At 50.0% G+C, this 21,279-nt stretch carries 29 protein-coding genes, 1 tRNA gene and 2 pseudogenes; 26 read left to right on the top strand and 6 right to left on the bottom strand.

The features are described 5' to 3' along the window. The first annotated feature begins 52 nt into the window (after positions 1 to 52). The 12 genes and pseudogenes from GKD17_RS10260 to GKD17_RS10205 all read left to right on the top strand — a co-directional run bounded on the left by GKD17_RS10260 (position 53) and on the right by GKD17_RS10205 (position 8,068). Positions 53 to 994 (top strand): hypothetical protein, encoded by a 942-nt coding sequence (locus GKD17_RS10260; RefSeq protein ID WP_007835935.1) that lies wholly within the window; start codon positions 53 to 55, stop codon positions 992 to 994. Between the two features lie 26 nt (positions 995 to 1,020). Further along, positions 1,021 to 1,518 (top strand): DUF4313 domain-containing protein, encoded by a 498-nt coding sequence (locus GKD17_RS10255; RefSeq protein ID WP_007835936.1) that lies wholly within the window; start codon positions 1,021 to 1,023, stop codon positions 1,516 to 1,518. A gap of 46 nt (positions 1,519 to 1,564) precedes the next feature. Continuing rightward, positions 1,565 to 2,158: a hypothetical protein gene (locus tag GKD17_RS10250; RefSeq protein WP_007835937.1), complete on the top strand. Its 594-nt coding sequence runs from the start codon at positions 1,565 to 1,567 to the stop codon at positions 2,156 to 2,158. Further along, positions 2,155 to 2,382: pseudogene (locus GKD17_RS10245) on the top strand (hypothetical protein); the annotation flags it as partial. The gene GKD17_RS10250 and the pseudogene GKD17_RS10245, both read left to right, overlap by 4 nt. A 47-nt stretch (positions 2,383 to 2,429) precedes the next feature. Next, positions 2,430 to 2,639, top strand: coding sequence for a hypothetical protein (locus GKD17_RS10240; RefSeq protein ID WP_007835945.1), 210 nt, complete (start codon positions 2,430 to 2,432; stop codon positions 2,637 to 2,639). Between the two features lie 12 nt (positions 2,640 to 2,651). Beyond that, complete coding sequence (locus tag GKD17_RS10235; protein WP_007835950.1) at positions 2,652 to 3,671, top strand: LPD29 domain-containing protein; 1,020 nt, start codon at positions 2,652 to 2,654, stop codon at positions 3,669 to 3,671. Between the two features lie 44 nt (positions 3,672 to 3,715). Then, positions 3,716 to 4,426 (top strand): hypothetical protein, encoded by a 711-nt coding sequence (locus GKD17_RS10230; protein WP_007835952.1) that lies wholly within the window; start codon positions 3,716 to 3,718, stop codon positions 4,424 to 4,426. A gap of 11 nt (positions 4,427 to 4,437) precedes the next feature. Next, entirely contained in the window at positions 4,438 to 4,983 is a 546-nt protein-coding gene (locus tag GKD17_RS10225) for a hypothetical protein (protein ID WP_007835953.1), read from the top strand. Positions 4,984 to 4,997: 14 nt separating this feature from the next. Further along, positions 4,998 to 5,315, top strand: a complete 318-nt coding sequence (locus GKD17_RS10220) for a hypothetical protein (RefSeq protein WP_007835954.1) — start codon at positions 4,998 to 5,000, stop codon at positions 5,313 to 5,315. A gap of 302 nt (positions 5,316 to 5,617) precedes the next feature. Beyond that, positions 5,618 to 5,908: a DUF4120 family protein gene (locus GKD17_RS10215; protein ID WP_007835956.1), complete on the top strand. Its 291-nt coding sequence runs from the start codon at positions 5,618 to 5,620 to the stop codon at positions 5,906 to 5,908. A gap of 58 nt (positions 5,909 to 5,966) precedes the next feature. After that, the gene (locus GKD17_RS10210) at positions 5,967 to 6,890 is read left to right on the top strand and encodes a hypothetical protein (RefSeq protein ID WP_007835957.1); all 924 of its coding nucleotides are present in this window, start codon (positions 5,967 to 5,969) and stop codon (positions 6,888 to 6,890) included. A 113-nt stretch (positions 6,891 to 7,003) separates the two neighbouring features. Next, on the top strand, positions 7,004 to 8,068 hold the full coding sequence (locus tag GKD17_RS10205) for a DUF1848 domain-containing protein (protein ID WP_007835958.1): 1,065 nt from the start codon (positions 7,004 to 7,006) through the stop codon (positions 8,066 to 8,068). 196 nt (positions 8,069 to 8,264) lie between these two features. On the opposite strand, the gene GKD17_RS10200 is transcribed toward GKD17_RS10205, so the two are convergent. The 6 genes and pseudogenes from GKD17_RS10200 to traM all read right to left on the bottom strand — a co-directional run. Next, complete coding sequence (locus tag GKD17_RS10200) at positions 8,265 to 8,768, bottom strand: glycoside hydrolase family protein (protein ID WP_007835967.1); 504 nt, start codon at positions 8,766 to 8,768, stop codon at positions 8,265 to 8,267. 13 nt (positions 8,769 to 8,781) lie between these two features. Next, the gene (locus tag GKD17_RS10195) at positions 8,782 to 9,240 is read right to left on the bottom strand and encodes a DUF3872 domain-containing protein (RefSeq protein ID WP_235778241.1); all 459 of its coding nucleotides are present in this window, start codon (positions 9,238 to 9,240) and stop codon (positions 8,782 to 8,784) included. Positions 9,241 to 9,321: 81 nt separating this feature from the next. After that, positions 9,322 to 10,194, bottom strand: coding sequence for a toprim domain-containing protein (locus tag GKD17_RS10190; RefSeq protein ID WP_007835971.1), 873 nt, complete (start codon positions 10,192 to 10,194; stop codon positions 9,322 to 9,324). Between the two features lie 13 nt (positions 10,195 to 10,207). After that, on the bottom strand, positions 10,208 to 10,780 hold the full coding sequence (locus GKD17_RS10185; protein WP_032936283.1) for a conjugal transfer protein TraO: 573 nt from the start codon (positions 10,778 to 10,780) through the stop codon (positions 10,208 to 10,210). 2 nt (positions 10,781 to 10,782) lie between these two features. After that, positions 10,783 to 11,763, bottom strand: a complete 981-nt coding sequence (gene traN / locus GKD17_RS10180) for a conjugative transposon protein TraN (RefSeq protein ID WP_007835974.1) — start codon at positions 11,761 to 11,763, stop codon at positions 10,783 to 10,785. A 27-nt stretch (positions 11,764 to 11,790) separates the two neighbouring features. Further along, a pseudogene (traM, locus tag GKD17_RS10175) lies at positions 11,791 to 12,213 on the bottom strand (conjugative transposon protein TraM); the annotation flags it as partial. Between the two features lie 73 nt (positions 12,214 to 12,286). Here traM and GKD17_RS10170 point away from each other — a divergent pair. The 14 genes from GKD17_RS10170 (at position 12,287) to GKD17_RS10110 (ending at position 21,256) form a co-directional block, all read left to right on the top strand. Beyond that, the gene (locus tag GKD17_RS10170; protein ID WP_007839242.1) at positions 12,287 to 12,661 is read left to right on the top strand and encodes a hypothetical protein; all 375 of its coding nucleotides are present in this window, start codon (positions 12,287 to 12,289) and stop codon (positions 12,659 to 12,661) included. An 84-nt stretch (positions 12,662 to 12,745) separates the two neighbouring features. Next, the gene (locus GKD17_RS10165) at positions 12,746 to 13,117 is read left to right on the top strand and encodes a DUF4373 domain-containing protein (protein WP_007839240.1); all 372 of its coding nucleotides are present in this window, start codon (positions 12,746 to 12,748) and stop codon (positions 13,115 to 13,117) included. A 19-nt stretch (positions 13,118 to 13,136) separates the two neighbouring features. Further along, entirely contained in the window at positions 13,137 to 13,355 is a 219-nt protein-coding gene (locus tag GKD17_RS10160; protein WP_005811483.1) for a hypothetical protein, read from the top strand. A 22-nt stretch (positions 13,356 to 13,377) separates the two neighbouring features. Further along, complete coding sequence (locus tag GKD17_RS10155; protein WP_007839263.1) at positions 13,378 to 13,812, top strand: hypothetical protein; 435 nt, start codon at positions 13,378 to 13,380, stop codon at positions 13,810 to 13,812. Between the two features lie 73 nt (positions 13,813 to 13,885). Continuing rightward, positions 13,886 to 14,107, top strand: a complete 222-nt coding sequence (locus tag GKD17_RS10150) for a hypothetical protein (protein ID WP_007839261.1) — start codon at positions 13,886 to 13,888, stop codon at positions 14,105 to 14,107. A 19-nt stretch (positions 14,108 to 14,126) separates the two neighbouring features. Continuing rightward, positions 14,127 to 14,363: a hypothetical protein gene (locus GKD17_RS23575; RefSeq protein ID WP_007835985.1), complete on the top strand. Its 237-nt coding sequence runs from the start codon at positions 14,127 to 14,129 to the stop codon at positions 14,361 to 14,363. Position 14,364: 1 nt separating this feature from the next. Continuing rightward, positions 14,365 to 14,439: transfer RNA gene (locus GKD17_RS10145), tRNA-Thr, on the top strand. Between the two features lie 30 nt (positions 14,440 to 14,469). Continuing rightward, positions 14,470 to 15,561: a DUF4373 domain-containing protein gene (locus GKD17_RS10140; RefSeq protein WP_007835987.1), complete on the top strand. Its 1,092-nt coding sequence runs from the start codon at positions 14,470 to 14,472 to the stop codon at positions 15,559 to 15,561. A 93-nt stretch (positions 15,562 to 15,654) separates the two neighbouring features. Continuing rightward, entirely contained in the window at positions 15,655 to 16,563 is a 909-nt protein-coding gene (locus tag GKD17_RS10135) for a toprim domain-containing protein (protein ID WP_007835988.1), read from the top strand. A 13-nt stretch (positions 16,564 to 16,576) separates the two neighbouring features. Then, complete coding sequence (locus tag GKD17_RS10130; RefSeq protein ID WP_007845664.1) at positions 16,577 to 17,296, top strand: DUF2786 domain-containing protein; 720 nt, start codon at positions 16,577 to 16,579, stop codon at positions 17,294 to 17,296. Between the two features lie 162 nt (positions 17,297 to 17,458). After that, a complete protein-coding gene (locus GKD17_RS10125) occupies positions 17,459 to 17,764 on the top strand; it encodes a DUF3127 domain-containing protein (RefSeq protein WP_007839659.1) in 306 nt (101 codons plus the stop codon). After that, positions 17,761 to 18,300 carry a DUF3575 domain-containing protein gene (locus GKD17_RS10120; RefSeq protein ID WP_007835993.1) on the top strand — a complete coding sequence of 180 codons (540 nt, stop codon included), beginning with the start codon at positions 17,761 to 17,763 and terminating at the stop codon, positions 18,298 to 18,300. Before GKD17_RS10125 ends, GKD17_RS10120 begins: the two co-directional genes overlap by 4 nt. 12 nt (positions 18,301 to 18,312) lie before the next feature. Continuing rightward, positions 18,313 to 20,385: a hypothetical protein gene (locus tag GKD17_RS10115; protein ID WP_008669872.1), complete on the top strand. Its 2,073-nt coding sequence runs from the start codon at positions 18,313 to 18,315 to the stop codon at positions 20,383 to 20,385. Then, positions 20,378 to 21,256 carry a hypothetical protein gene (locus GKD17_RS10110; protein WP_008781681.1) on the top strand — a complete coding sequence of 293 codons (879 nt, stop codon included), beginning with the start codon at positions 20,378 to 20,380 and terminating at the stop codon, positions 21,254 to 21,256. Before GKD17_RS10115 ends, GKD17_RS10110 begins: the two co-directional genes overlap by 8 nt. Positions 21,257 to 21,279: the final 23 nt, after the last annotated feature.

Here is a 21,279-nt window from a genome sequence, read left to right as displayed (position 1 = left end):
TTATAACGGTATGTACGGGAAAAAGAACCCTGCCGTACACAGGTAAAGACAGATGGAAGAACAGAAAACGCTTACATTGGATTTCGTTAAATCCCTCATGGAGCAGTCCTACACGCTGGTATGGACGGATTATAACGACAACCTCGACAACCACCTTGACATCATCCGGCAATGTCTGGATAAGCGGAATTGCGAGTGCCTATGGGAAAACACGGATGAATGGTACAGTGACGCGGAATGGGAGTCCGTCCGTGACATAATCATAGAATTGAAGGATGAATGTACCGAATCCTATGGCTTTGACGAGGAAGAGGTAGATGACTTCTTTGAGGAACACGACGAGGAAATCCGGGACGAGATTTATCGCCGGAATGACTCGGATGTACTGAAAGAGCTGATAAAGAACACGGACGACATCCCCATCCGTGTGGAGGTGCTTTCCGACTACGACTGCATCAATTCCAACTGGTTCGAGTCGCAAGGCGGCTACCGTTACGATGAATCTTACTTCGGGGACATGGTAGACAGCCTGAACCTCAATCCGTCGAAAGTGAAGAAACAGCTGACGGGACACGGCTACAAGGTTTACGGGCGTTTCCCGAACCGGAAATCCAGGGATGGCAAGGAACAGGTATCCTACGAACAATTCTACGAGGAACTTGTCAACTCCTGCTGCGGGGCGAACCTGCTGACCTACATCAGCAGGGTAAGCCTGAAAGAGCTGTACGATGCCAACTTCTCCCTGAAAGAGGTCATTATTCCCAAAGGGAACTGTTGCGGGCTGTTCAGTTCCATGTATGGTGGCGGAAGCCTTCTTGAAATGGAACTGAAACTGGATGTGAGATTGAAACTGGAGGTCAAAGGCTGCAACGGTTTCCGTTTCCGCCTGGACGATGAACGCTCCAAGTATGACTGCTCCGTACAGCATGTATATGGCGTGGACGACTCCTTCTTCGGAAATGCAGTCGGTTTGGTCGCCAATCAAACCGCTTGATTAACAACATCTAAATATTTAAGAATATGAATACAGAATTTGCCATTATCCTCCATGGAGGAAAAGAATATCTCTGTCATAAGAATGGGGAATGTTTCGTCGACGTGTCCTGCCCGATGAGGGCATTCACTGCCGGAGAGGATGATTTTGAAATCGTGAAATGCAACCGTCCGTTTTCCGGCAGGACTTTCCTGTATCAGGACCTTCATTTGTCAGTTGTGCCGGAAATGTACTACAACGGCTGGTTGGCATTATGCCTGAAAGAACCGGAGACAGACGAGCTATACACGGTCCTGACGGTCAATCTGGAGAATGACCATGCATTCGCATTGCCGGACAGGGCGTTCATAGACATCAACAACAATCCTGACGCCATGGAGTTCCTCCTGTCAAACCACCTGGCGGAAGATACCGGTTACAGACGCCGGAGCGGTTGGGTGAGCTACCCGATGGTCACGCTTAATCTGCCGGAACTTTACAGGCTCAATCCGCCTGCCTTTGGCAGGATGTTGAATGTCCGGTGATTCACCGGAGCAATGAATCGAGTATCAATAATCAAAATATGAAATTATGAACAAGTATGATGTAAAAGTAAGGTATGCCTTCGAGGGTACCTACACGGTAGCGGCTGACGACCGCGATGAAGCAAAAAGAATGGTGTCCGAGGACTGCGGACTGGTTCTGGGTGGTAATATCCACACTACACTCAATGATGAAGAGGTGGACTGGAATTTCGGAATACACCCCGACATGCAGCTCCTTTCCGTGATCCGAAGAAACGGAAAAGAATCTCCGGCATCTATCGACTTCAGCGGCAGAATCGAGGAGCTGCGCGAGGATATTATCAATGGGATACGGCAGTTACTCCATGCCCACTGCATGACTGAGATACGGTTCTCTGAAGATGATGGATACGACCCGGTCTGGGTGATATGGTTCAGTAAGAACGGTGACCCGTATGAATGTATGGTAACAGGACTTCGGGTAACGGAAAACAGCCTGACCGTTCTTGCCGAGGAGAAGGAAAGCGGTGACAAAGTGGAGTGTTACAGCCCGTTTGAACTCGGTACGAGAAACATCGACTGGCTTCACGGGATGTATGATGCCGTATGGTGGCAATTGGAAAGCGAAGATGATGTTGAACCTGAAATTGAAGAATCATGAAATACCATGCGGAAAATGCGGTCTCCAGCTTCTTCCATTATATGTGGAACGTCTGGAGCATAGAGGAATGCAAGGTCGTGTTCGGCGATATGTACCGGCACTTCTGGGACAAATGGAACGCACAGGCGGAAAAATCCATCTATGGTGCGGCGGAACGATTTTACATGGAACTTTCGGAAGACAACCGGAGGTTACTGGCGAAACGTGCCGTCTTGATATGTGACGAATGACGCTTCAGGAACAGGAATATGAACATTGAAAAGCAAACATTATGCAAGGAAACATTATCAATCTAATCTGTAACTCATGCAGTTGCAACAAGGTGGAAGCACAGGAATATCTGAATTCCGAACTTCAATACCTGCACGAATTGCAGGACGCGGACGATTTGAGGGAAAACGATATAGAGGCTGCTTGCAGCAATCTCGGTCTTGACCCCGACTATCAGGAATACTTTATCCAACGCCTCGCGGGGGCATAAAAACTAACGGTTATGGCTTATTTTCAAAACATACACAGCCTGGCGGACTTGAAGAAGGAGTACCGCCGTCTGGCATTGCAGCACCACCCGGACAAGGGTGGTGACACTGCCGTCATGCAGCAGGTGAACATCGAGTTTGAAAGACTTTTTGAGAAGTGGAAGGACTGTACGGGGGTGTCCGGCAGCTCCACCGGATATGAATACGACTATTCCGGGGCCACAGCCAAGGAATACACCGAGTACGTGTATAACGAATACCGTTGGAAAGGCCGAAACTACAAGGGGCAACACGCCCCCGAAATTGTGGAGCTGGTCCGTGCGTGGCTCAAGGAAACATATCCCAAATACAAGTTCTCCGTCAGGCGGGAGAACTACCATTCCATCTATATCAAACTGATGAGCGCGGACTTTGAGGCGTTCACCAAAGAGTCCGGCAAGGTGCAGGACAACATCAACCACTATAACATTGAAAGGAATCCCGACCTTACGGACCGTGCCAGGGAAGTGATGATGAATGTCTGCGACTTTGTCATGTCGTACAATTTCGATGACAGCGACGCAATGACGGATTATTTCCATACCAATTTCTACCTGACATTGGGCATAGGCAGTTACAGGCAACCCTACAAGGTGGAACTGCCTAAACTGCAAACCGGAGAACAACAGCCGGAAGCATTCAGGCATCCCGAAGGAGCTGTCCACAAAGCCATACGGCAGGCATTGGGCAAGGCACGGTTCGACTTTTCCGAAAGCCTGAGACACTCCGGGAAACTGGTTCTCGGGGAGGACACCTACGGGTCGCAAGGCGAGCATTACTTCTGGCCGAAACAATATTCCAGTGCCAAGACCGCACAAAAGCGGATCGACAAGCTGTCGGAGGCAGGGATGCAGTGCAGGCTGACCGGTTACAACGGAGGGTGCATAGAACTTCTGGGGTACACTCCCGAAACGGAAGCAAGGCTGGAGCAGGAACGGCAGGAGTTTATCACCGCCTATAAACAATGGCAGGCAGGACAGGTACAAACCAACTAAAAAACTTATGAAATATGTACAAACTGTCAAAACATGAATGACTTATGAAAGCAAAAGTATTGAAATACAAATCTGACGGGAACACCGTCATTGCTCCTTATATGGAACTGGAAGCGTATGCTGAAAATGTGTATACCTCGCTATCGGCAAAGAACGAGTACGGGAACGAAGATGACGACTGCTTCCATGTGGTCTGCAAGATTGAAAACGTGTATTTCTCCTGCGGACAATATTCACGGAGAACCCTTGGCAAAGAAGGCCATAGGGAAGAAGCCGCCGGTTATTGCAGGAACTGGATTACGAATACGCTTCGGGACGCGGAAAACGGGAACTATATCACCCTTTTGTCCATCCGTGTCTTTGAAGGACTCGGACTCGATACGGCTCCTTTGCTGCAAGCCCGTGAAGCGTACCGGAAAAAGCAGGAACAAAGGAGGCGGGAACAGAGGGAGAAAGAGGACGAGAAGCGCAGGCTGGAGGAAGCAAAATGGCAACAGACCCTTGATGAAGGGAAACAAAAGTTCCTGGACGGGGATGAGATTACAGCGGATATTTTTCTTGAGATTACCAAGCGGGACGGCTTTGAAATCCATATCCGGACCAAAGGCACGTTGGCCCACCATGTGAAAGGACTGTATAAATCCGGACGTATCCGTTATAGCAAGCAACGCGGCTGCCGTACTCCTGATTTCTCCGGCTGCCACAAGGCTATTGCCGCTTACCTGAAGTTCCTGGAACCGTTTTCCGAAGCATAATCCATCCCGGTATGGCACAGGAACGGATAGATGACTGGTGGGGATACGCCAAAGAGCTGGCACGGGCCGAGCGGGAATTACAGATCGAACGCTGGGTATATATTTCCATCGAATACAAGGATGAAGCCGGCAATCCAGTCCGGCTTCATTCGTATGACCTTCCACGGGATCTGCATGAACGCCATCGCTGGGTAATCCGCTGGCGTGAAGCCCGGTTGCAGTGCCTGTACCCCAAAAGGCAAATCAATACCTATTACAGCTATTATGACAAGCGCACCGGATTGAGGACAGACTTCAACTCCTGTCTGATGAAACTGGCCGCGGCCAAAGCACAGATAAGCATCGCGAGGCGGAAGGAAACGAAGTATATCGAATACCAGAGGCGGAACAACCTTTTCTTTGACGAAGAGAGTGATGAAGAGCTGATGAAATTCCGGATCAAGCTACAAACCAGACAGGAGAATTATACCATGCTGTCGGAGAGAATACGGAATGCGGTACAGGCACACAGGACCGTCTGCCTTTCAGAAGAGAATCATATACAATCAGAAACATAATCATACAATCCGATATGAAAAATTCAGAATTGATAAAGTTGTTGAAAACAAAAGGCTATAAAAGAGTGACCCTTGAAACAGACAACGGCGAGCCGAATACATTCTATTCTTACCGCCGTGGACTGCATATAAACGCCACGGGCAATCTCTCTTTTCATATCGTACCTCCATCGCAAAGCCTTGGGTTGGGACGGTTTGCCGTTTGTGCGGTCAGGGACGGGGCGGGTTTCCAGACCGGGACGGATTGCCCGGAACTGTTTTTCCGGCGCCTGCTCTCCTTCCTGCAAGGAGAGACAAGCGAGGAGGAAATGATACGGGATACTGCCCGGTAAACAGAGGGGATGGTCTGACACGGGACTGTTCCCGCCATAAAAACGGAGACCGCCCCCAATGATTCATAAGGACATGGGTGTATATTTTATTTCCCACCCTGCAAAGGTAGTCCCATGCCCCGTGTACCCTGCAAGGTCAGGCCCCTTCGGGGTTGGCCGAAAGAAAATCATCCTCGCCGGGGCTGCGGTATTTTCTTTCGCCAAACCTTGCCGGATACGGGCACAGGACAGTCAGGCAGGCGAGAAATAAAAAATACCGGCTCCCGGAGCCGGGCGTGTTTAACAGATAAAATATAAAAGTCATGAAAATCCTGAATGAAGAACATCTCGAGAATGTAAAGCGCTATGCCGAATCCATCGGCGACACCTCACTCCAAAAATGTCTGGACCGGTTGAAGAGCTGGGAGGAAAATCCCGACTGTCCCAGTGAAATATCACTCTACTATGACCATGCCCCGTACTCGTTCGGCTTCACGCAACGTTATCCCGACGGAAGAACCGGCATCGTGGGCGGACTGCTCTATCACGGAATACCGGACAGGTCGTTTGCGGTAACATTGCAGCCGTTCCACGGGTGGCAGATACATACCTGACCGGAACAACGGTAACAACAAGGAATCATATAGTATTAACTTTATAAATTTCAAGATTATGACAAATTTGGCAGTATTGGAAAAGCAACAGCAGTTTGACTTCCAGAAGAACGGAATTGAAGTGATGGACTTCGAGACGCTTCAGCGTACCTACAAGGAGAACGACATCTACAACAACCCTGTCCAGGGCATCTACCATTACCAGGTCATCCAGCGCATGATGGATATCTGCGGGAAGTACAATCTCGACTACGAGGTGGAGGAAATCTTCGCCGCGCAGAACAGGAACAAGACACAGCCCGGCGTAAGCATACTCCCGCAGGTGGAACAGACCCACGGGGAGAAGGCGGTGGAAGCGCATATACTCCGCCGCATCTTCACCACCATCCGTATCAAGGACTGGGAGACCGACGAGCTGACGACCACGCTTGTCGTCGCCTACCATCAGGACGGGGTGCAGGCGGCGATAGGTCCCTGCGTGAAAATCTGCCATAACCAATGCATCCTTTCCCCCGAGCGGAGCGTATGCAACTACGGAAAGAAGAAGGTGTCGATGGAAGAGGTGTTCGACACCGTGGACGGCTGGATGGCGAATTTCGAGGTGAACATGAACGAGGACATCGAACGGATACAGAGGTTGAAACGCAGGATTGTCTCCCTGGAGGAAATATACATGTACATAGGCCTGCTGACGGCATTGCGTGTCTCCCACGACAGTGCGGACCGGAACCTCTCATCCTCCGTGGAAACCTATCCCCTGAACCAGGGACAGATATCGCAGTTCGCGGAAGAGGTGCTGAAGTTGGCCATGACCAAGGAACGGATTACCGCCTGGGACCTCTACAATGTAGCGACAGAGATATACAAGCCCGGGAAGACGGACTTTCCGGCCCTTATCCCGCAGAACGGGGCGATGGCGGAACTTCTGCTGTCCCACCTGCCGAAGGAGGTGGAGACCGTGGAAGCCGTTCCGGTGGGTTGAACCGGAGGCGGAATGAAATATTCATGCTATTTTTGCAGAGATATGAATCATATAATAATAATTCAGGCAGGCGTTCCCGGCGGACGCCTGTCCCCACAATATAAATCATAAGTATGGCTTGGAAAAAAACAACTATCAATATAGACGGCCGGACAATGGAAGTCCCGGCACCGGAAATCATATCCGCAAGCCGGAGCACCGACATCCCCGCATTCTATGCGGACTGGTTCTTCCACCGGCTCGAAACCGGATATTCCGTATGGAACAACCCCTTCAACGGGCAAAAGAGCTATGTATCCTACCGGAACACACGATTCATCGTCTTCTGGTCGAAGAACCCGAAACCGCTGCTTCCCTACCTGCCCGTCCTGAAAGAGAGAGGCATCGGATGCTATATCCAGTTCACGCTGAACGACTACGGGGAGGACGGACTGGAAACCGGCGTGCCGCCGTTGGAGGAACGTATCGAAACATTCAAGGCCCTTTCCGAAACATTGGGAAAGGAGGCGGTCATCTGGCGGTTCGACCCGCTGGTACTCACGGACAGCATCTCCATAGATACCCTGTTGGAAAAGGTCGGACGTATCGGAACGGAAATACACGGCTTCACGGAGAAACTGGTTTTCAGTTTCGCGGACATATCCTCTTACAGGAAGGTCAAGGCCAATATGGACGGCAGCGGCATCCCGTACCGGGAATGGGACAAGGTGGCGATGGAGGAGTTCGCCGGTAAACTGTCCCGGATGAACCATAACAAGGGATGGAACCTGGAACTGGCCACCTGCGGCGAGAATCTGGACCTCGGGAAATATAGGATATCACGTAACCGCTGCATAGACGGCGACCTGATAACCCGTCTGGCATGGAGGGACAAGAACCTGATGGCGGCGTTGGGAACAAGTATCCAAGAAATGCCGTCTTCGGGATTTGCTGACATGGATGACCTGCCTTACGGTGCGGTTCTGCTACCCGGCAACAGGTATTTCATCAGCAGCCACAGGAAAGACCCGGGCCAGCGTGCCGCCTGCGGCTGTATGACCGCCAAGGATATCGGGGAGTACAACACTTGCCCCCATCTTTGTGAATACTGCTATGCCAACACGAGCAAGGAGGCGGCAACAGCCAACTGGAGGATGCACCGGCAGAATCCGACGGCAGAAACGATAACCGGAAGATAAGGACACAAACGAGGCTGTCTCAAAATAGAATTGCAAAAGTAAAAATCTTACAGATTAAAACTTAGAAATAAAAAATCTCCTGCTTTAGCCCTTGTTTACTTCAATTATAGGACTAAAAGCAGGAGATTTTCATATTGTAACTTATAAATTATAAGTAAGTCTATCTCTGTTTTTTATTTTGAGACAGCCTCTTCCTTCACTTTTCAAAAAGCAGCATGTATTCCGCTTTTCTTTTTCGCTCGATACTCGGTATCACTTTCCCCTTGTAGCACCTGAAAGAGACATACTCGTCATAAATGTCCCTGTCACCGGCTTCCAACTTTTGAATCAGCCTGCTTTTGGGTATTTTTCCATAGCCGACCAGACGGTAATAACCGACATTGTAACTTAATGTGGCGACCAACAGGGCATCCTTTCCAAAACGGCTGCACATCCTACACAGTTTCCTCAAATCAGCCCTTAACAAGGAGTCCGCCTGCGCCTTGCTCATACCCGGCGTGAATGTCTCTCCCTGCAATAATTTGTGACCATATCCCACATACGGCAGATGGTTCCCATGCCAGCCTTCATGGCGTTTGATGCACTCAACAGCCAGATTGAACTTATCGTTTTTTTCCTTCACCGGATTTTCCGCCTGTAAAGCCATTCCCGGGAAAAAGACCACGGCCAGGATTACAAACAGTTTCGCTTCTATTCTCATAGGCCGCACGGGGTTATTGTCTGACAACAGTTACCGGAACCCCTTTCCCTGTGGAAACCACGGCTGTATCCTCGTCTTCCGTCTCGTTATTGAAACTGAACGCCAGTTGGAACAGCTGCGCGGGCTCGCTGTTGTCCTCGAAATAGATGTCAATGCTCTGCTGGTCCTCGCATTCGGAAGTGTAGTACAGCCGGAATACCTCCCTGTCAAGCGGATAGCGGTCATTGGGCAGCAACACCATCCCGTCATCCATGCGGAGCGTACCCTTACCGTCAGGCTGGAAGTAACGGATCGTGTACCGGGCATCGGAAAACCTCCCCTCGCGCTTGAGGCCGCACCGTATTTCCACGGTCTCGCCCTTTACTATACGGGTAGGTACGGGCATCGTCTCCACCGTGAAGGGATACCCCTGCTGCACATCCAGTTCATTGTCACAGGACACCAGGGCCACTGCCACCAATGCCACGAGCATTGCCGAAAAAATAGAGGCAAATGCGTTCAATTTATTTTTCTTCTTCATAATTCATTGTCGTTTTAATGGTTGTTGTTTCTATTATTCCAGAATCCCGTCCTTGTGTTGCAGGTATTCGTTCAGGTCCTTGAATCCCTTGTACAAGGCGGAACAGTCCTCTATCTTGTTGCCGTAGCGTTTGCGGAGAGCTTCCAGCGTCCTGCGTCCCGCCTCGTCCCGGTCCAGGTAGCAGTTGACCCGTTCGTACCTGTCAAGAACACCATACGAGCGTTCCAGCAGGGCCACCGAATTCAGCACGAGGTAGTCATCACCGCATCCCAGCCCGAGCATCATCCACGAGAGATAGTCGATGAAACCCTCGAAAAGATTGCAGGTATCCGAGCTGTTGTCTATCAGCGAGATGTCCTTTGGCGAAATACTGCCCTTGAACATGCGGGTACGGAGTTCGTACCCGCCGCTGACGTTCTTGAAACCGATGGCGAAATACCGCTTGCCGTGCAAGGTATATCTTACTTCCTCACAGTTGAACAATGCCACGTCGCTGCAAATGCCGCGCTCTTTCAGGTAGTTGAGCAGGACTTTGTTATACAACGGGCCGAAGCGGACTTTTACAAAGCAACTCTCCTCGTCGGGATCGGTTTCGGGGCGTTTCTCCTTCGGACGGAAAACGGTCGCTGGCGCAATACCTCCAAACACCTCCGAAATGAATCCGGCCTGCTCCTTGAAATCGCTGCTGCCTGTAAACTCTCCCGCGAGGCTGAAAATGTCCCCGCCACGCCCGATACCGAAGTCCTGCCATACATTTTTCAGGATGTTCACCCGAAACGACGGCGTCCGTTCCTCCCGGTAAGGGGCGGAATACCACCACTCGTTTCCTTTCCGGGATGTCGGCTCATGCCCCATCCGTGCCAGAAAATCCGTGATGGGAATCCTTCTTGTTTCCTCTATGTTCATAAGCCTTAATCTTTTAATCAATCATAAACCTTACACCCAGACCGAATTGTGTGGTGAGCACGGATAACGAGCCACCCCACAGGGCACGTTCCCGAATACTGGCAAGCAGCACGATACGGTCCGTGATATAGGTCTCAAGCTCCAATGTTATCGCCCCGCCATAGACAAAAGCGTCCTTGGCAAGCAGCCTGGAACCGTCATACAGCATCCTGTCACCCCAATTCACGGTCTCGTAACCGGCCAGGGCCGATCCGCCGATGGAAAGGAACAGTGTCTTGGACGGGTCGGACAGGAATTTCAGGTAGTAACCGCCTTCGGCAGTGAACTGCGCACGCGGGACGGATATGTTCCGGTATTCGTAATTCTTCAGCAGATATTCCGCGCCGATGATCCAGCGGTTGGCTTTCTTTGTATATCCCGATACCGCGAATCCCGCATAGTGGTTCAAGGGGGATTTCGAGCCGTCCGCAAATCCGCCCCGCAGCTCCACGCCCTTCATGCCGGGGAGACAGCGTTGGGCGTATGCCTGCCCTGAGAACAGGGCAAGCGACACGACCGTTACTAACATACAAATGACTTTACGCATGGCTACTTCACTTTTAGTTCGTTGATGACTCTGGCTCTCACAATATCCTCGCTCTCCACGGTGAACGACTGGTGACGACCGCCGCTTTTCTCGTTCAGTTCGACGACCAGCACCTTGTCGGCCGGGATGGTGAACTTGTCGAAGGTGAACACGGTACGCTCATCCTTATTTCCGGCCACCATAGTGGCGTAATTGTGCGCTCTTAGAGGAAAGATTATCTGTTCCTGAATGGCTGTACGCTTCATGATTTTTTTGTCCACGATTTTGAACGTCACGAAATCCACCTCGAAAGGCACATTGGATTGGTTGCGTATCTGCGTGTGGAAATAAAGCAGCCCGTTATGGGTGTAAATCCCGCGCAGGAGGTATTGGATACCGAAAGCCTTGCTGCCGATGTGCTTGACATGGCGCTTGTTCTCCTTGTGGATACTACGGTTTATCAGCTGCACGAGCTTGGGCGATTCACTGCCCAGCTCCTTCAGATAGATATCAAGGGCGTTGTTCGGTCGGTTCACCTTGCTGCCGTCATGGATGAAATCCTTCATCTCGATGTTCAGCAGCAGCGGCTCATCCGAATACTTGACATTGAACGTGTAGAAACTGCCGCTTTCGGTGATGACCGACATGTTCGTCTCATCACGGAAATTCCTGACTACAGATTTTACACGGATGACATTCTCCGCACCGTCAGCCTTGCCTGCCACAAGATTAGGCGAACCAAGATCCACATAACGCACAGCCGATGGGAATATGATGTGCGTGGTCTTGTCGTATGTCACTTCCAGTCCATACGGGGGAACCATCCTGTCAAAGGTGAGCTTCCGGGTCAGGCCGTGATAGAGGTCGCCATCCACCTGCCCGGGATAAATGTCCGCTTCCAGCGCGGCATCCTTGGTGACTGCCGATGTCGAATCGGCTGCATTCTGTGCGTAAGCACTCACTACGCCCGCCATAAGGGCAAGCATTACAAAAAACTTTTTCATACTTCTTGAATTTTTAATGGGTTATTGTTATCGGTTGTCATTCTGGTAAAGCATCAGGGTATAGCCGGACTTGAGGTGTACCTTTTCCTCGCGCATCTTCCGGGAAATGTACTGCGACACTCCCTGAATGGCACCCTTGCCGAGTTCGGACAGCAGCTGGTCGCCGGCGGACTGGTTGGTGATGGATATGCTCGTGCCGAGGTTCTGTCCCAGATTGGCCGCCACCTCCTTGACGGCATTCGCCTCCATCGAGCCGGGAATGAAGACGCCTTCCTGCCCGTCGTTGTCATACACGGCAAGCTCCACGGGGATGATAGTGCCGTCGTGTTCCACTTGCACAATTCCGATTCCGAGCCTTTCGCCCTGTATGCGTCCCTCTCCCGTGACAAGGGAGTTGCGCGGAAGGATGTACCTGCCGACACGCATCGGTTCCAGGAGTCTCAGCTGTAACTCGTAACTTTGCCGCATCACTTTTTCGTAACATTAAATATTTCACTTTACGAAAACTATATTTATGTAGAAAATGGATGCAAAAAAGATTACAGAAGACTACCACGACTGGCATAACATTGCCGAACTTCGACTTCTTGGCTTGAGCCGTTCTCAAATAGCAAAGAAGCTGCAACTTCCTCCCGGCAGAGTCATGCGGCTTTCCCGATTAAATGTTGATGAGCTTCTTCAACATGGCAATCGTCCGCGCCCTTCTTATTCCTGCCGTCTCGATCCTTATGAGGAGTCAGTTAAGCATTTGCTGATAACCTGTCCTTATTATTCTTCCACCCAGATTCATGAATATCTAAAGGAGAATAATCCCTCTTTTCCAAAAGTCTGTGAAAAGACTGTTTTCAATTACGTAAAAAAAATACGTAAAAGATACGATATACCTGCAAGAGTATAATTTTTTGCAGCAACAATCTTTTGTTCAGAATTCAATAAGAATCTGAACTGCATCCTTATTACCGAAATTTAAATAAAAGACATTATGAAATCCGTTATTTCAGACAATAAGATTATTCCATTCCTGCCTTGTTATAAAAGGACATCACAGTTGCATGAAACCAAAGTTAGTGATCTGAAAACTGTATATGGATGTAATGGATATGCGGTTTATGATTATATAGAAAATGAGATATTCCGTACAGGAAATCATTCATTGTATTGGTGTAAGAATATGCTTTGCAGAGTAGCGGACTATTGGGCACTCTCTCCGGAAGAAGTGGAGAAAATCGTGGAGTATTGTATTCAGGTTGACTTGTTCAATGCTGAGTTGTATACCAAGTATCATATTCTTACATCCGCAGAAATCAGGCAACAGTATAATAATGCCGGTTTCTTCATGGCTGTCAATTCATAATCACTAATCCGAAAATACTATGTTGATAAGATGTGAAATGTTAAAAAAACTGGCAAACGCTTTTATAGAGGTAGCCAAAGAGGAGAACCTGCCTGTAAATATCACAATGGGCAGGTCTTATACAGACTCCGGCGGTTCCAGACAAGTTGGTATTATTCTTGAATTTGACAGTTGGAACTCGAAAATCATCAATGATAAATTAGCTGACACCATCAACAGAATCTTCGAACTTAAATAATATATAATAGAAAGGGAGCAATATGGAAATATTAACGGCCCTGCAATGGGCTAAAAAGGGTTTTATCCCCAATGAGGGGGCCAAAGGTACAAAACAATGGACTAACAGCTTTTACTCTGCCAAAGCTGTCTATTTCAAAGACAGTGAGGTCCATGAAGATAAGGACACTGCCAAAGCCATCCTTTTTGCCAAAAGGAAGGAGTACCGGGATGTAGCCAAGAAACGGAAAGAGAAAAGAATAAAAAATGCTGCATACCGAGAGAAAATGAAAACCCAGTGGCAATGGTTACAGGAGGGAAGAATACCTAACGATAATGCCAGATGGGAAGTTGGAGAGGAGCTGAATAAGATGTTTTGTACATGTGCTTACGGAAGCAACTACTGTTATTGCCATGAGAGATATACTCATGAGCCTAAAAATGATGAAGAGATGCAAAAAGCCATTTTTGATTTTTAACAGAAATAACTGGGTATGACTATAAACAGAGTAAAAAAGAAGTTTTGCTCAATAACTAATAACAGGAACAGATATGAGTAAAAAAAGAACAATGCAAATAGACGTAATCGAGGAAGTAAAAGGAACTCAATTCATGCAATGCAAACTGTATATAGATGGCAATGCGAGTGTTATTCTTATGAATAAAATCGATTATGAAAGGCTGTTAAGCGATAGTTTTTTTGTGCGTGATGGTAAAAATCGGGATTCAGCCGGAGTGTTAACTACTACTAACACTTTCATCGAAAAAGATTAATATTTAAAACGATATAGGTATGAATATAGATACTGAATTTAACGTAGGAGATAGCGTATGCTATCTGAGCGGGGATAACATTATCCATACAAGTATAAGCAAAATAATTATCGAAATATCCTATACTGATGATAGTTTTCTTATGGTTTATAAGCTGTCAGATGGGCTAAGTGTGCCCAGAAACAATTATCCACAATGGGGAAAAAGACTTTTTAGAGATAAGGATAGTTTAATGAGATATTTATCAGAATCGTAACGGAACAATGGACTAACAGGCAAGTCACCGCATTGTATGCAGGCTGGTGATACAGGTTCGAATCCTGTTTGTTTCACACTGAAAAAAATTCTTAAAACGTATAATTATGGGAAGAATTGCCAGAAAAGGCTTTGAGTACTACAGGGCCGAAACGGACCGGTTCCGTGACATCAAGATCCGCAAGCTGAGAAAGGAACACAGCTGTGCCGGTTATGCGATATACCAGTATGTCCTGAATGAGATCTACCGTGTGGAAGGCTGTTATATCCGTTTCACACAGGACGAGCTGTTCGATTGTGCGGAATACTGGAACATGAGGGAAGAGGAGGTTCTCCGGATCATCAACTATTGTACGGAAACGGGGCTGTTCAATGCCGGAATCTGGAAACAGTACGGCATTCTGACAGGGCACTCCATCCAGATCCGATATGTGTCCATGTGTCACGCGGCCAAGCGCAAGACAGTCATTCCGGAAGAAATAAATCTTCTTTCCGAAGAAAAATCCTCCTTCCCGGTTTCCCGGGCACAGCTTCCTGTGGAAGCGGCGTCCGTTCCGATCTGTGGATCTGTGGCAGTCACCTCTGTTCCCTTCACGGAACCTTCAGAAGCGCCCGTTCCTTTGAAAGAGGGGATTCTTCCGGAAAAAACCGGATTTATTCCGGAAGAATCCGTGAATATTCCGGAAGCTTACAATATAAAGGAAAGAAAAGAAAACATATCATCCTCAAGCTCCTTTACATCCGTTCAGGAAAAGACGGATGAGGAGGACAATTCCATCCGGACTTTAAAATCCGATCTGGAATACCTGAACCTGAAGGATGACCAGATCCGCTGGGCGTGCATTCTGAAAGCCCGTTATCCGGCCATGCCCCTGGAGTACGCCATAGCCGCCGTCAAGGACAGCATCCGTAACGGTGACTACCGTTACAGTGTGGGCGGCTGCCTCACTCCGCTGATAGAGAACTATATCCGCAAGTACAACGCTGAATGTTCAGGAGAAAAGAGGCAGGACGGTTTCCGTGCCGCCCTTGAGCGTCTAGGCATTTCTCCGGCACAGCAGCATGAGATCCTGCATCTGTCCGCGGACTCCCCCCGTGTGCTGGAAGCCGCCTTGAAGGAAATCGAGCGCAGCAACGGGCGCATCAGGAGCCCGCTATGTTTTCTCAGGAGCAGGCTGACGTCCGTCCGGACCGCATGATATTTTGACATTAGTTAGTATGTGAAAGAACATTCCATCCTGCCGTCCCGCTGTGAAGCCGGTGCGGCAGGAACTTAAAAAAAACGAAAGATTATGAAATCACAGGAAGCCAATGCGATCCCCTTGCGGGAGATACTGGAAAAATACGGTCATGAACCGGTCAGGTCCTACCACGGCTATCTCATGTACAGCTCCCCTTTCAGAAATGAGGAGACTCCCAGTTTCATGGTGAACCTGCACACGAACAAATGGAAGGATTTCGGTGAGGACAGCTCGGGAGGTGTGGCTGACCTGGTCATGCGTCTGGAACGGTGCGATTTTCACTCCGCCATGCGGCGGATTGAAAAAAGCGACCTGTCCGCCCCGTCCGACCCCCTCCCTGTTCCGACTTCCGCCGGGGATGCCGGCACCAGCCCCAGACTGACTGTCGACAATATCAATCCCCTGACCAACAGGATGCTTCTGGAATACATGGGCCGGCGTGGAATTGATGCGGACATTGCAAAGGCATATTGCAAGGAAGCATACTACCATTTCAGCGGAAGGAAGGACAGGCGCTGTTTCGCCGTAGCTTTCCCCAATGACAAGGGAGGCATGGAGCTCAGGAATCCGATATTCAAGGGATGTGCCGGAGTAAAAGCCGTCACCTGTCTTGACAATGGAGGCGACCGTTGTGCCGTTTTCGAGGGATTCATGGATTTTCTCAGCTATCTCCAGTATGCCAGGGAACATCCCGGACTGCCGCCAATGAATTTCTGCATCCTGAACTCCACGGCCATGGCCGGCAGGTCCGGAGAGTTCCTTTCCCGGCACCGGCTGGTACATGCCTTTCTGGACAACGACAAGGCAGGCATGGACGCCCTGGAGAAACTGGAGGGGAATCTTGGGAAGGATACGGTACTGGTCAATGAGTCCGTCCGGCTGTATCCCCGGCATAACGATTTCAACGAGTTCCTGCAAGCCTGTAAAAAAAAAGCAATGACTGCAGGAAATGAGATGTAATACAGCAAACAATATGAAAGAAGTATCAGAAAAGATAACGGAAAGAATCCGCAAGCTTATCCGGCTCAAAGAATCCGCCACACAGATCGGATCTGAAGGTGAAGCCCATGCGGCGGCAGCGGCGGTACACCGCCTGCTTATGGAATACAACCTCTCCCTGCTTGATCTTGCCGGTGAGAATCCACAAAACCGGCTGACAGCCTGCGAATCTGACAGAATCAGCTACAAGGATGCGGCCGGCAATATCTGGAAACGGGACCTGATGAGGGTCTTATGTGAATACAATTACTGCAAGATGCTGCTCTACGCGGGCACAACCCATATGGTGGTAATCGGGACAGAGGAAAATGCGGCAACTGTCATTGCGCTCTTTGACTACCTGCGTAAAACCTTCAGACGTCTGTCCGAAGAGAAGTATTCCGGGTATGCGCAAGGCAGACGCGGTTACTGGAGAACCGCCAAAGGTAAGAAGGACTATATCCGGTCTTATCTGGAAGGCTGCATACCCGGTTTACGCATGCAGCTGGAGAAGTCCGGGCAGACGCCGCAGGAAACCGGCCTCATGATCTGTCACCAAAAACTGATAGGCGACTATATGGGCAGGTTCAGGCTTGTCAGAAGAAAGCCTGTGGCGAACAGGCATAAGACGAACCACAAGGCTTATATGACCGGAGTTGATGACGGCCGCCATATAAGTCTGAGCAGGCAATTGAAGGATAATACTCTTTTTTAAAAGGATAAGAACATGGGCTTTGTCAACAGACTGATCACATGGATCATGGACCGGCTTTCCGTGGAGGTCGATCCGGATGCCGAATGGTTTTAGCAGATCGTGAAAAGGATGGTTGCGGTTCATCCCCGTTCACTTGATTAAAAACACATAAACGAAAAAAATATGGAGATAAAAGGAAAAGTACTTACCCTCTTTCCGGTCAAGGAAGGAGTCGGAAAGACATCGGGCACTCCGTGGAAGTCCCGTGAGTTTGTGATAGAAACGCAAGACCAGTATCCGAAGAGGATCTGCCTGCAAGTGATGAATGACAACATGGACCGTTTTCCCATGGAGGAGGGTATGGAGGTCAGTGTCAAATTTGACATTTCCGCCCGTGAATGGGACGGCCGTTACTTCAACACGCTGACGGCATGGGACATCACCGTGCTGAATTCCCGGCCGTCCAATCAGGAAGGAGAAAACAGATGAGAAAGAAATTCTTTTTTCTGGGGATATTGTTGGGCGTCTGCCTGGCATCCCCGGCCCAGTTCTATTCCGCACGTACCAACCTGATAGGGCTGGCAACGGGCAACATCAACCTGGAGGGGTCCATGACGCTGAACCGCCGATGGTCGCTTCATCTACCGGTCCAGTACAATCCCTTCGTCTTTAAGGATAACCGCCAGTTCCGCAACCTGACTGTCATGCCGGGCGTGCGCTACTGGTTCGTGGAGTCCTACTCCAATTTTTTTGTCGGGATGAACACCCTGGCAAGCGGCTATTCGATCGGCAGGATATGGAACAAGAAACGCTATGAGGGAGAAGGCTACGGCATCGGCCTCTCCATCGGCAAGGCCTACCCCCTGTCAAAAACATGGAACATAGAATGGGAACTCGGCGGCGCCGCGGTCTGGGCGAGGTACAACGAATACCGTTGCCGGGAATGCGGCGCCTTCCTGGGCAGAAAACACGGATGGTATCTGATACCTTCACGTGTGGCGTTGAACATGATATATCTTTTCTAAATGTACGGTCCTATGAAAAAAAGAAACATACCTGTAATCCTTTTACTTCCACTGCTGTCCTTATCCTGTTCCCTGTCCCACAAGATGGAAAGGAGCATCAGCAAGGTCGGTCTCTCACAGGCCGGCAAGCGGCCTGCACCGGACACGACATGCTATTCCGTTCCCGAAAAAATCACCTGGAAGGACAGTTCGGGAGTGGAACATATTGTCACCATGGCCGAACGTGACAGCGTTACGGGTGAAGAGATGACCGTGTTGCAGCTGGACGAGGTGACCATTGTCGCGCGTAACAGGAACATCCCCGAGCGTGCCGGGAAAGTGAATCTGGATTTTGTCGTGACCGTTCCGGGCAGGCTGATAGATGACAAATGGCAGGTACAGCTGACCCCTGTGGCCTACAAGCGTGGCAGACGCATAGAACTGGAGAGGATCTTCCTGTCCGGCGCCGACTTCGTCAAGCGGCAGAAAAAAGGATACGCGCAGTACCAGGCCTTCATAAACAGCATCATCCCGGATTCCGCCTATCTGAAAGAGATGTTCGACATGAAAGGCTACCGCCGTGCCATGGCCGAGCTGGAGGAGGAGTTCTACCAGGCATGGAAGCATGACTATATCGCCCGCGAGGAATGGATTGACTGGACTGAGAGATGGAACCGCCGTTACCAGCACTTCAACGCGAAGATGGAACGGAACCGCATGGCCATCGCCGGCCACAACACCATCCTGTCCGTACTTCCCGCCTACTGGCTCCGCCGTGACCTGGACACCACGCTGATTCCGTCCCGCTACCGCATGTTCTCGGAAGGCACCCCTCTGAAGGTACGCAGGGTGACGCCGGAAGATTCGGCGCGTATAGCGGAGAGATACTTCGATTACAAGCGCATTGCGGAGAACGAACGCAAACGTGACGCGGTGTCACGCAAATATGAGGAGCTGGTTCGTTTCCCTTACCAGGCCGCCCGTCTGGATACGGTCATCAGGAACAGGAACAATACCTTCAGCTATTATTACCGGCAGGAGATGGATGTTACCGATAACACGAAACGTATTGACCTGACAGTAGACGGAAGGATACTTGCCGTCAATGGCAGTTCCGCCAATTTACCGTCCTCGGATACCATTACCTATTATATAAGCAGTATGGTGCAGTTCCTGGACCATGCGCCCCGGTACAGGAAGGAGAAGATATACCGCAAGGCCACGGCCAATACGACCGCCTATATCAATTATCCGGCAGGCAGATACCTGTTTGACGAGGAATACGGGAACAACCGTTCCGAAATAGACAAAGTCCTGGAAGCGATCAACAAGCTGACCTATACCGGTGAGTTGGTGATGGACAGTATTGACATGACCGCCACCGCATCCCCGGAAGGCAGCGCGGCCGCGAACCGTATCCTGTCCAGGCAGCGTGCCGTTGCCTTGAAGGAGTACCTGTCCGGAAGGACGGATGACAGGACCGGCATCGACACCCTGATCCGTCCCCGGTGGATTGGCGAGGACTGGCAGCTTCTTGTCCGCAAGGTACAACAGGATACGGAAATGGATGACAGGTCAGCCGTTCTGGATATCATGTCCTCCGTAAAGGATCCGGACGCAAGGGAGGCCGGGATCCGGAAACGTTTTCCGGATGCCTACAAGCATATCAGGGAGAACTATTATCCTCTGGCACGTGCGGTGAACTTCGCATTCTACCTGCACCGCCGGGATATGATAGAGGAATTCAAATACACCACCGTCCTTGACTCGGCCTACATGCACGGTCTTGACCTGATGGAGGACAGGCAGTACAAGGACGCGCTGGTGATACTGTCGGACTATAACGACTACAACACGGCCATCTGCCTGATGTCACTGGGCTATGATGCACGGGCTGCCGGAATATTGGAATCCCTGCCGGAAAGTTCCAATGTGTGCTACCTGCTGTCCATCCTGTACAGCCGTCTGAAAGACGACGGCAAAGCCGTGTCCTCCTTCATGCGCTCACTGGAACTGGACGGTTCCAAAGCCTATCGCGGTCGTCTTGATCCGGAAATCAACCGGCTGATAACAACGTATAATTTAAACCTGTCGCAATATGAATAAAATAGTAAGAATTCTGCCCGGCATATTCCTGTCCCTGCTGTCACTTTCCTCTTGTGACGGCCTGTTCACCGAGGATTGTATCTACAAAGGATACCTGCACGCCCGTAACGGGTTCCATCACCCTTCCGATATGGGCACACCGGAACAGGCGGAGATGAACCTGATGGTTTTTCCGCTGACCGGTAACGGCGTGGCGGAATATGACAATCTTTCCATTCCTTTTAATGGAAGCGGTGATGCGTATGGGACCTTGCATATCGGGAGTTACGAGTTTCTCGCCTGCAACAAGGATGTCAACATCCTGGAGGATGCGGGCTCCGCCGCCACCGTCCGCTTGCGTGTTCCGACGGAACAGGGAAAGATCACGGCGGAGCAGGGATACGCGTATTCCTCTTCCGTGACCGGTACGGTCATGACTGACGACACCCTGCACGTCACCTGCGAGAGCAAACTGATGGTGCAGCGGATTGTCTTCAACATCACGGTGACGAATACGGGAATCCTGGAATATACCGGAATCACCGCCGAACTTGACGGCGTGACCACAAGCCGGTATGTACGTACAAGGGAAAAGGGAAGCGGTTTCGCCACCCTGCCTTTCACCGTCTCCCCTGAAAAGGAGAATTTCTTCCGGAAGGAAGTGCTGGTGTTCGGCATCAATAGCGGGGTGAGCAATGTCATCCGTCTTCATCTGGACGGGGACATGCCCGTGGATGCGGATCTTGACCTGAGTGATGTGTTCAAGGACTTCACCGCTGACGGTATCAGTGTGGACATCACCGTCCGCGTATCCCCGTCCCTACATACCGCATCCGCTTCCATCGAGGACTGGCAGAATGTGGAATGGGGCCAGGGAATAATTACTTATTAATACTGTTTTTTTATCATCAATTT

Source organism: Phocaeicola dorei (assembly GCF_013009555.1).
Classification (GTDB): domain Bacteria; phylum Bacteroidota; class Bacteroidia; order Bacteroidales; family Bacteroidaceae; genus Phocaeicola; species Phocaeicola dorei.
The sequence above is the reverse complement of the archived record's forward strand: the minus strand, read 5'-3'. Positions and strand labels throughout refer to the sequence as shown.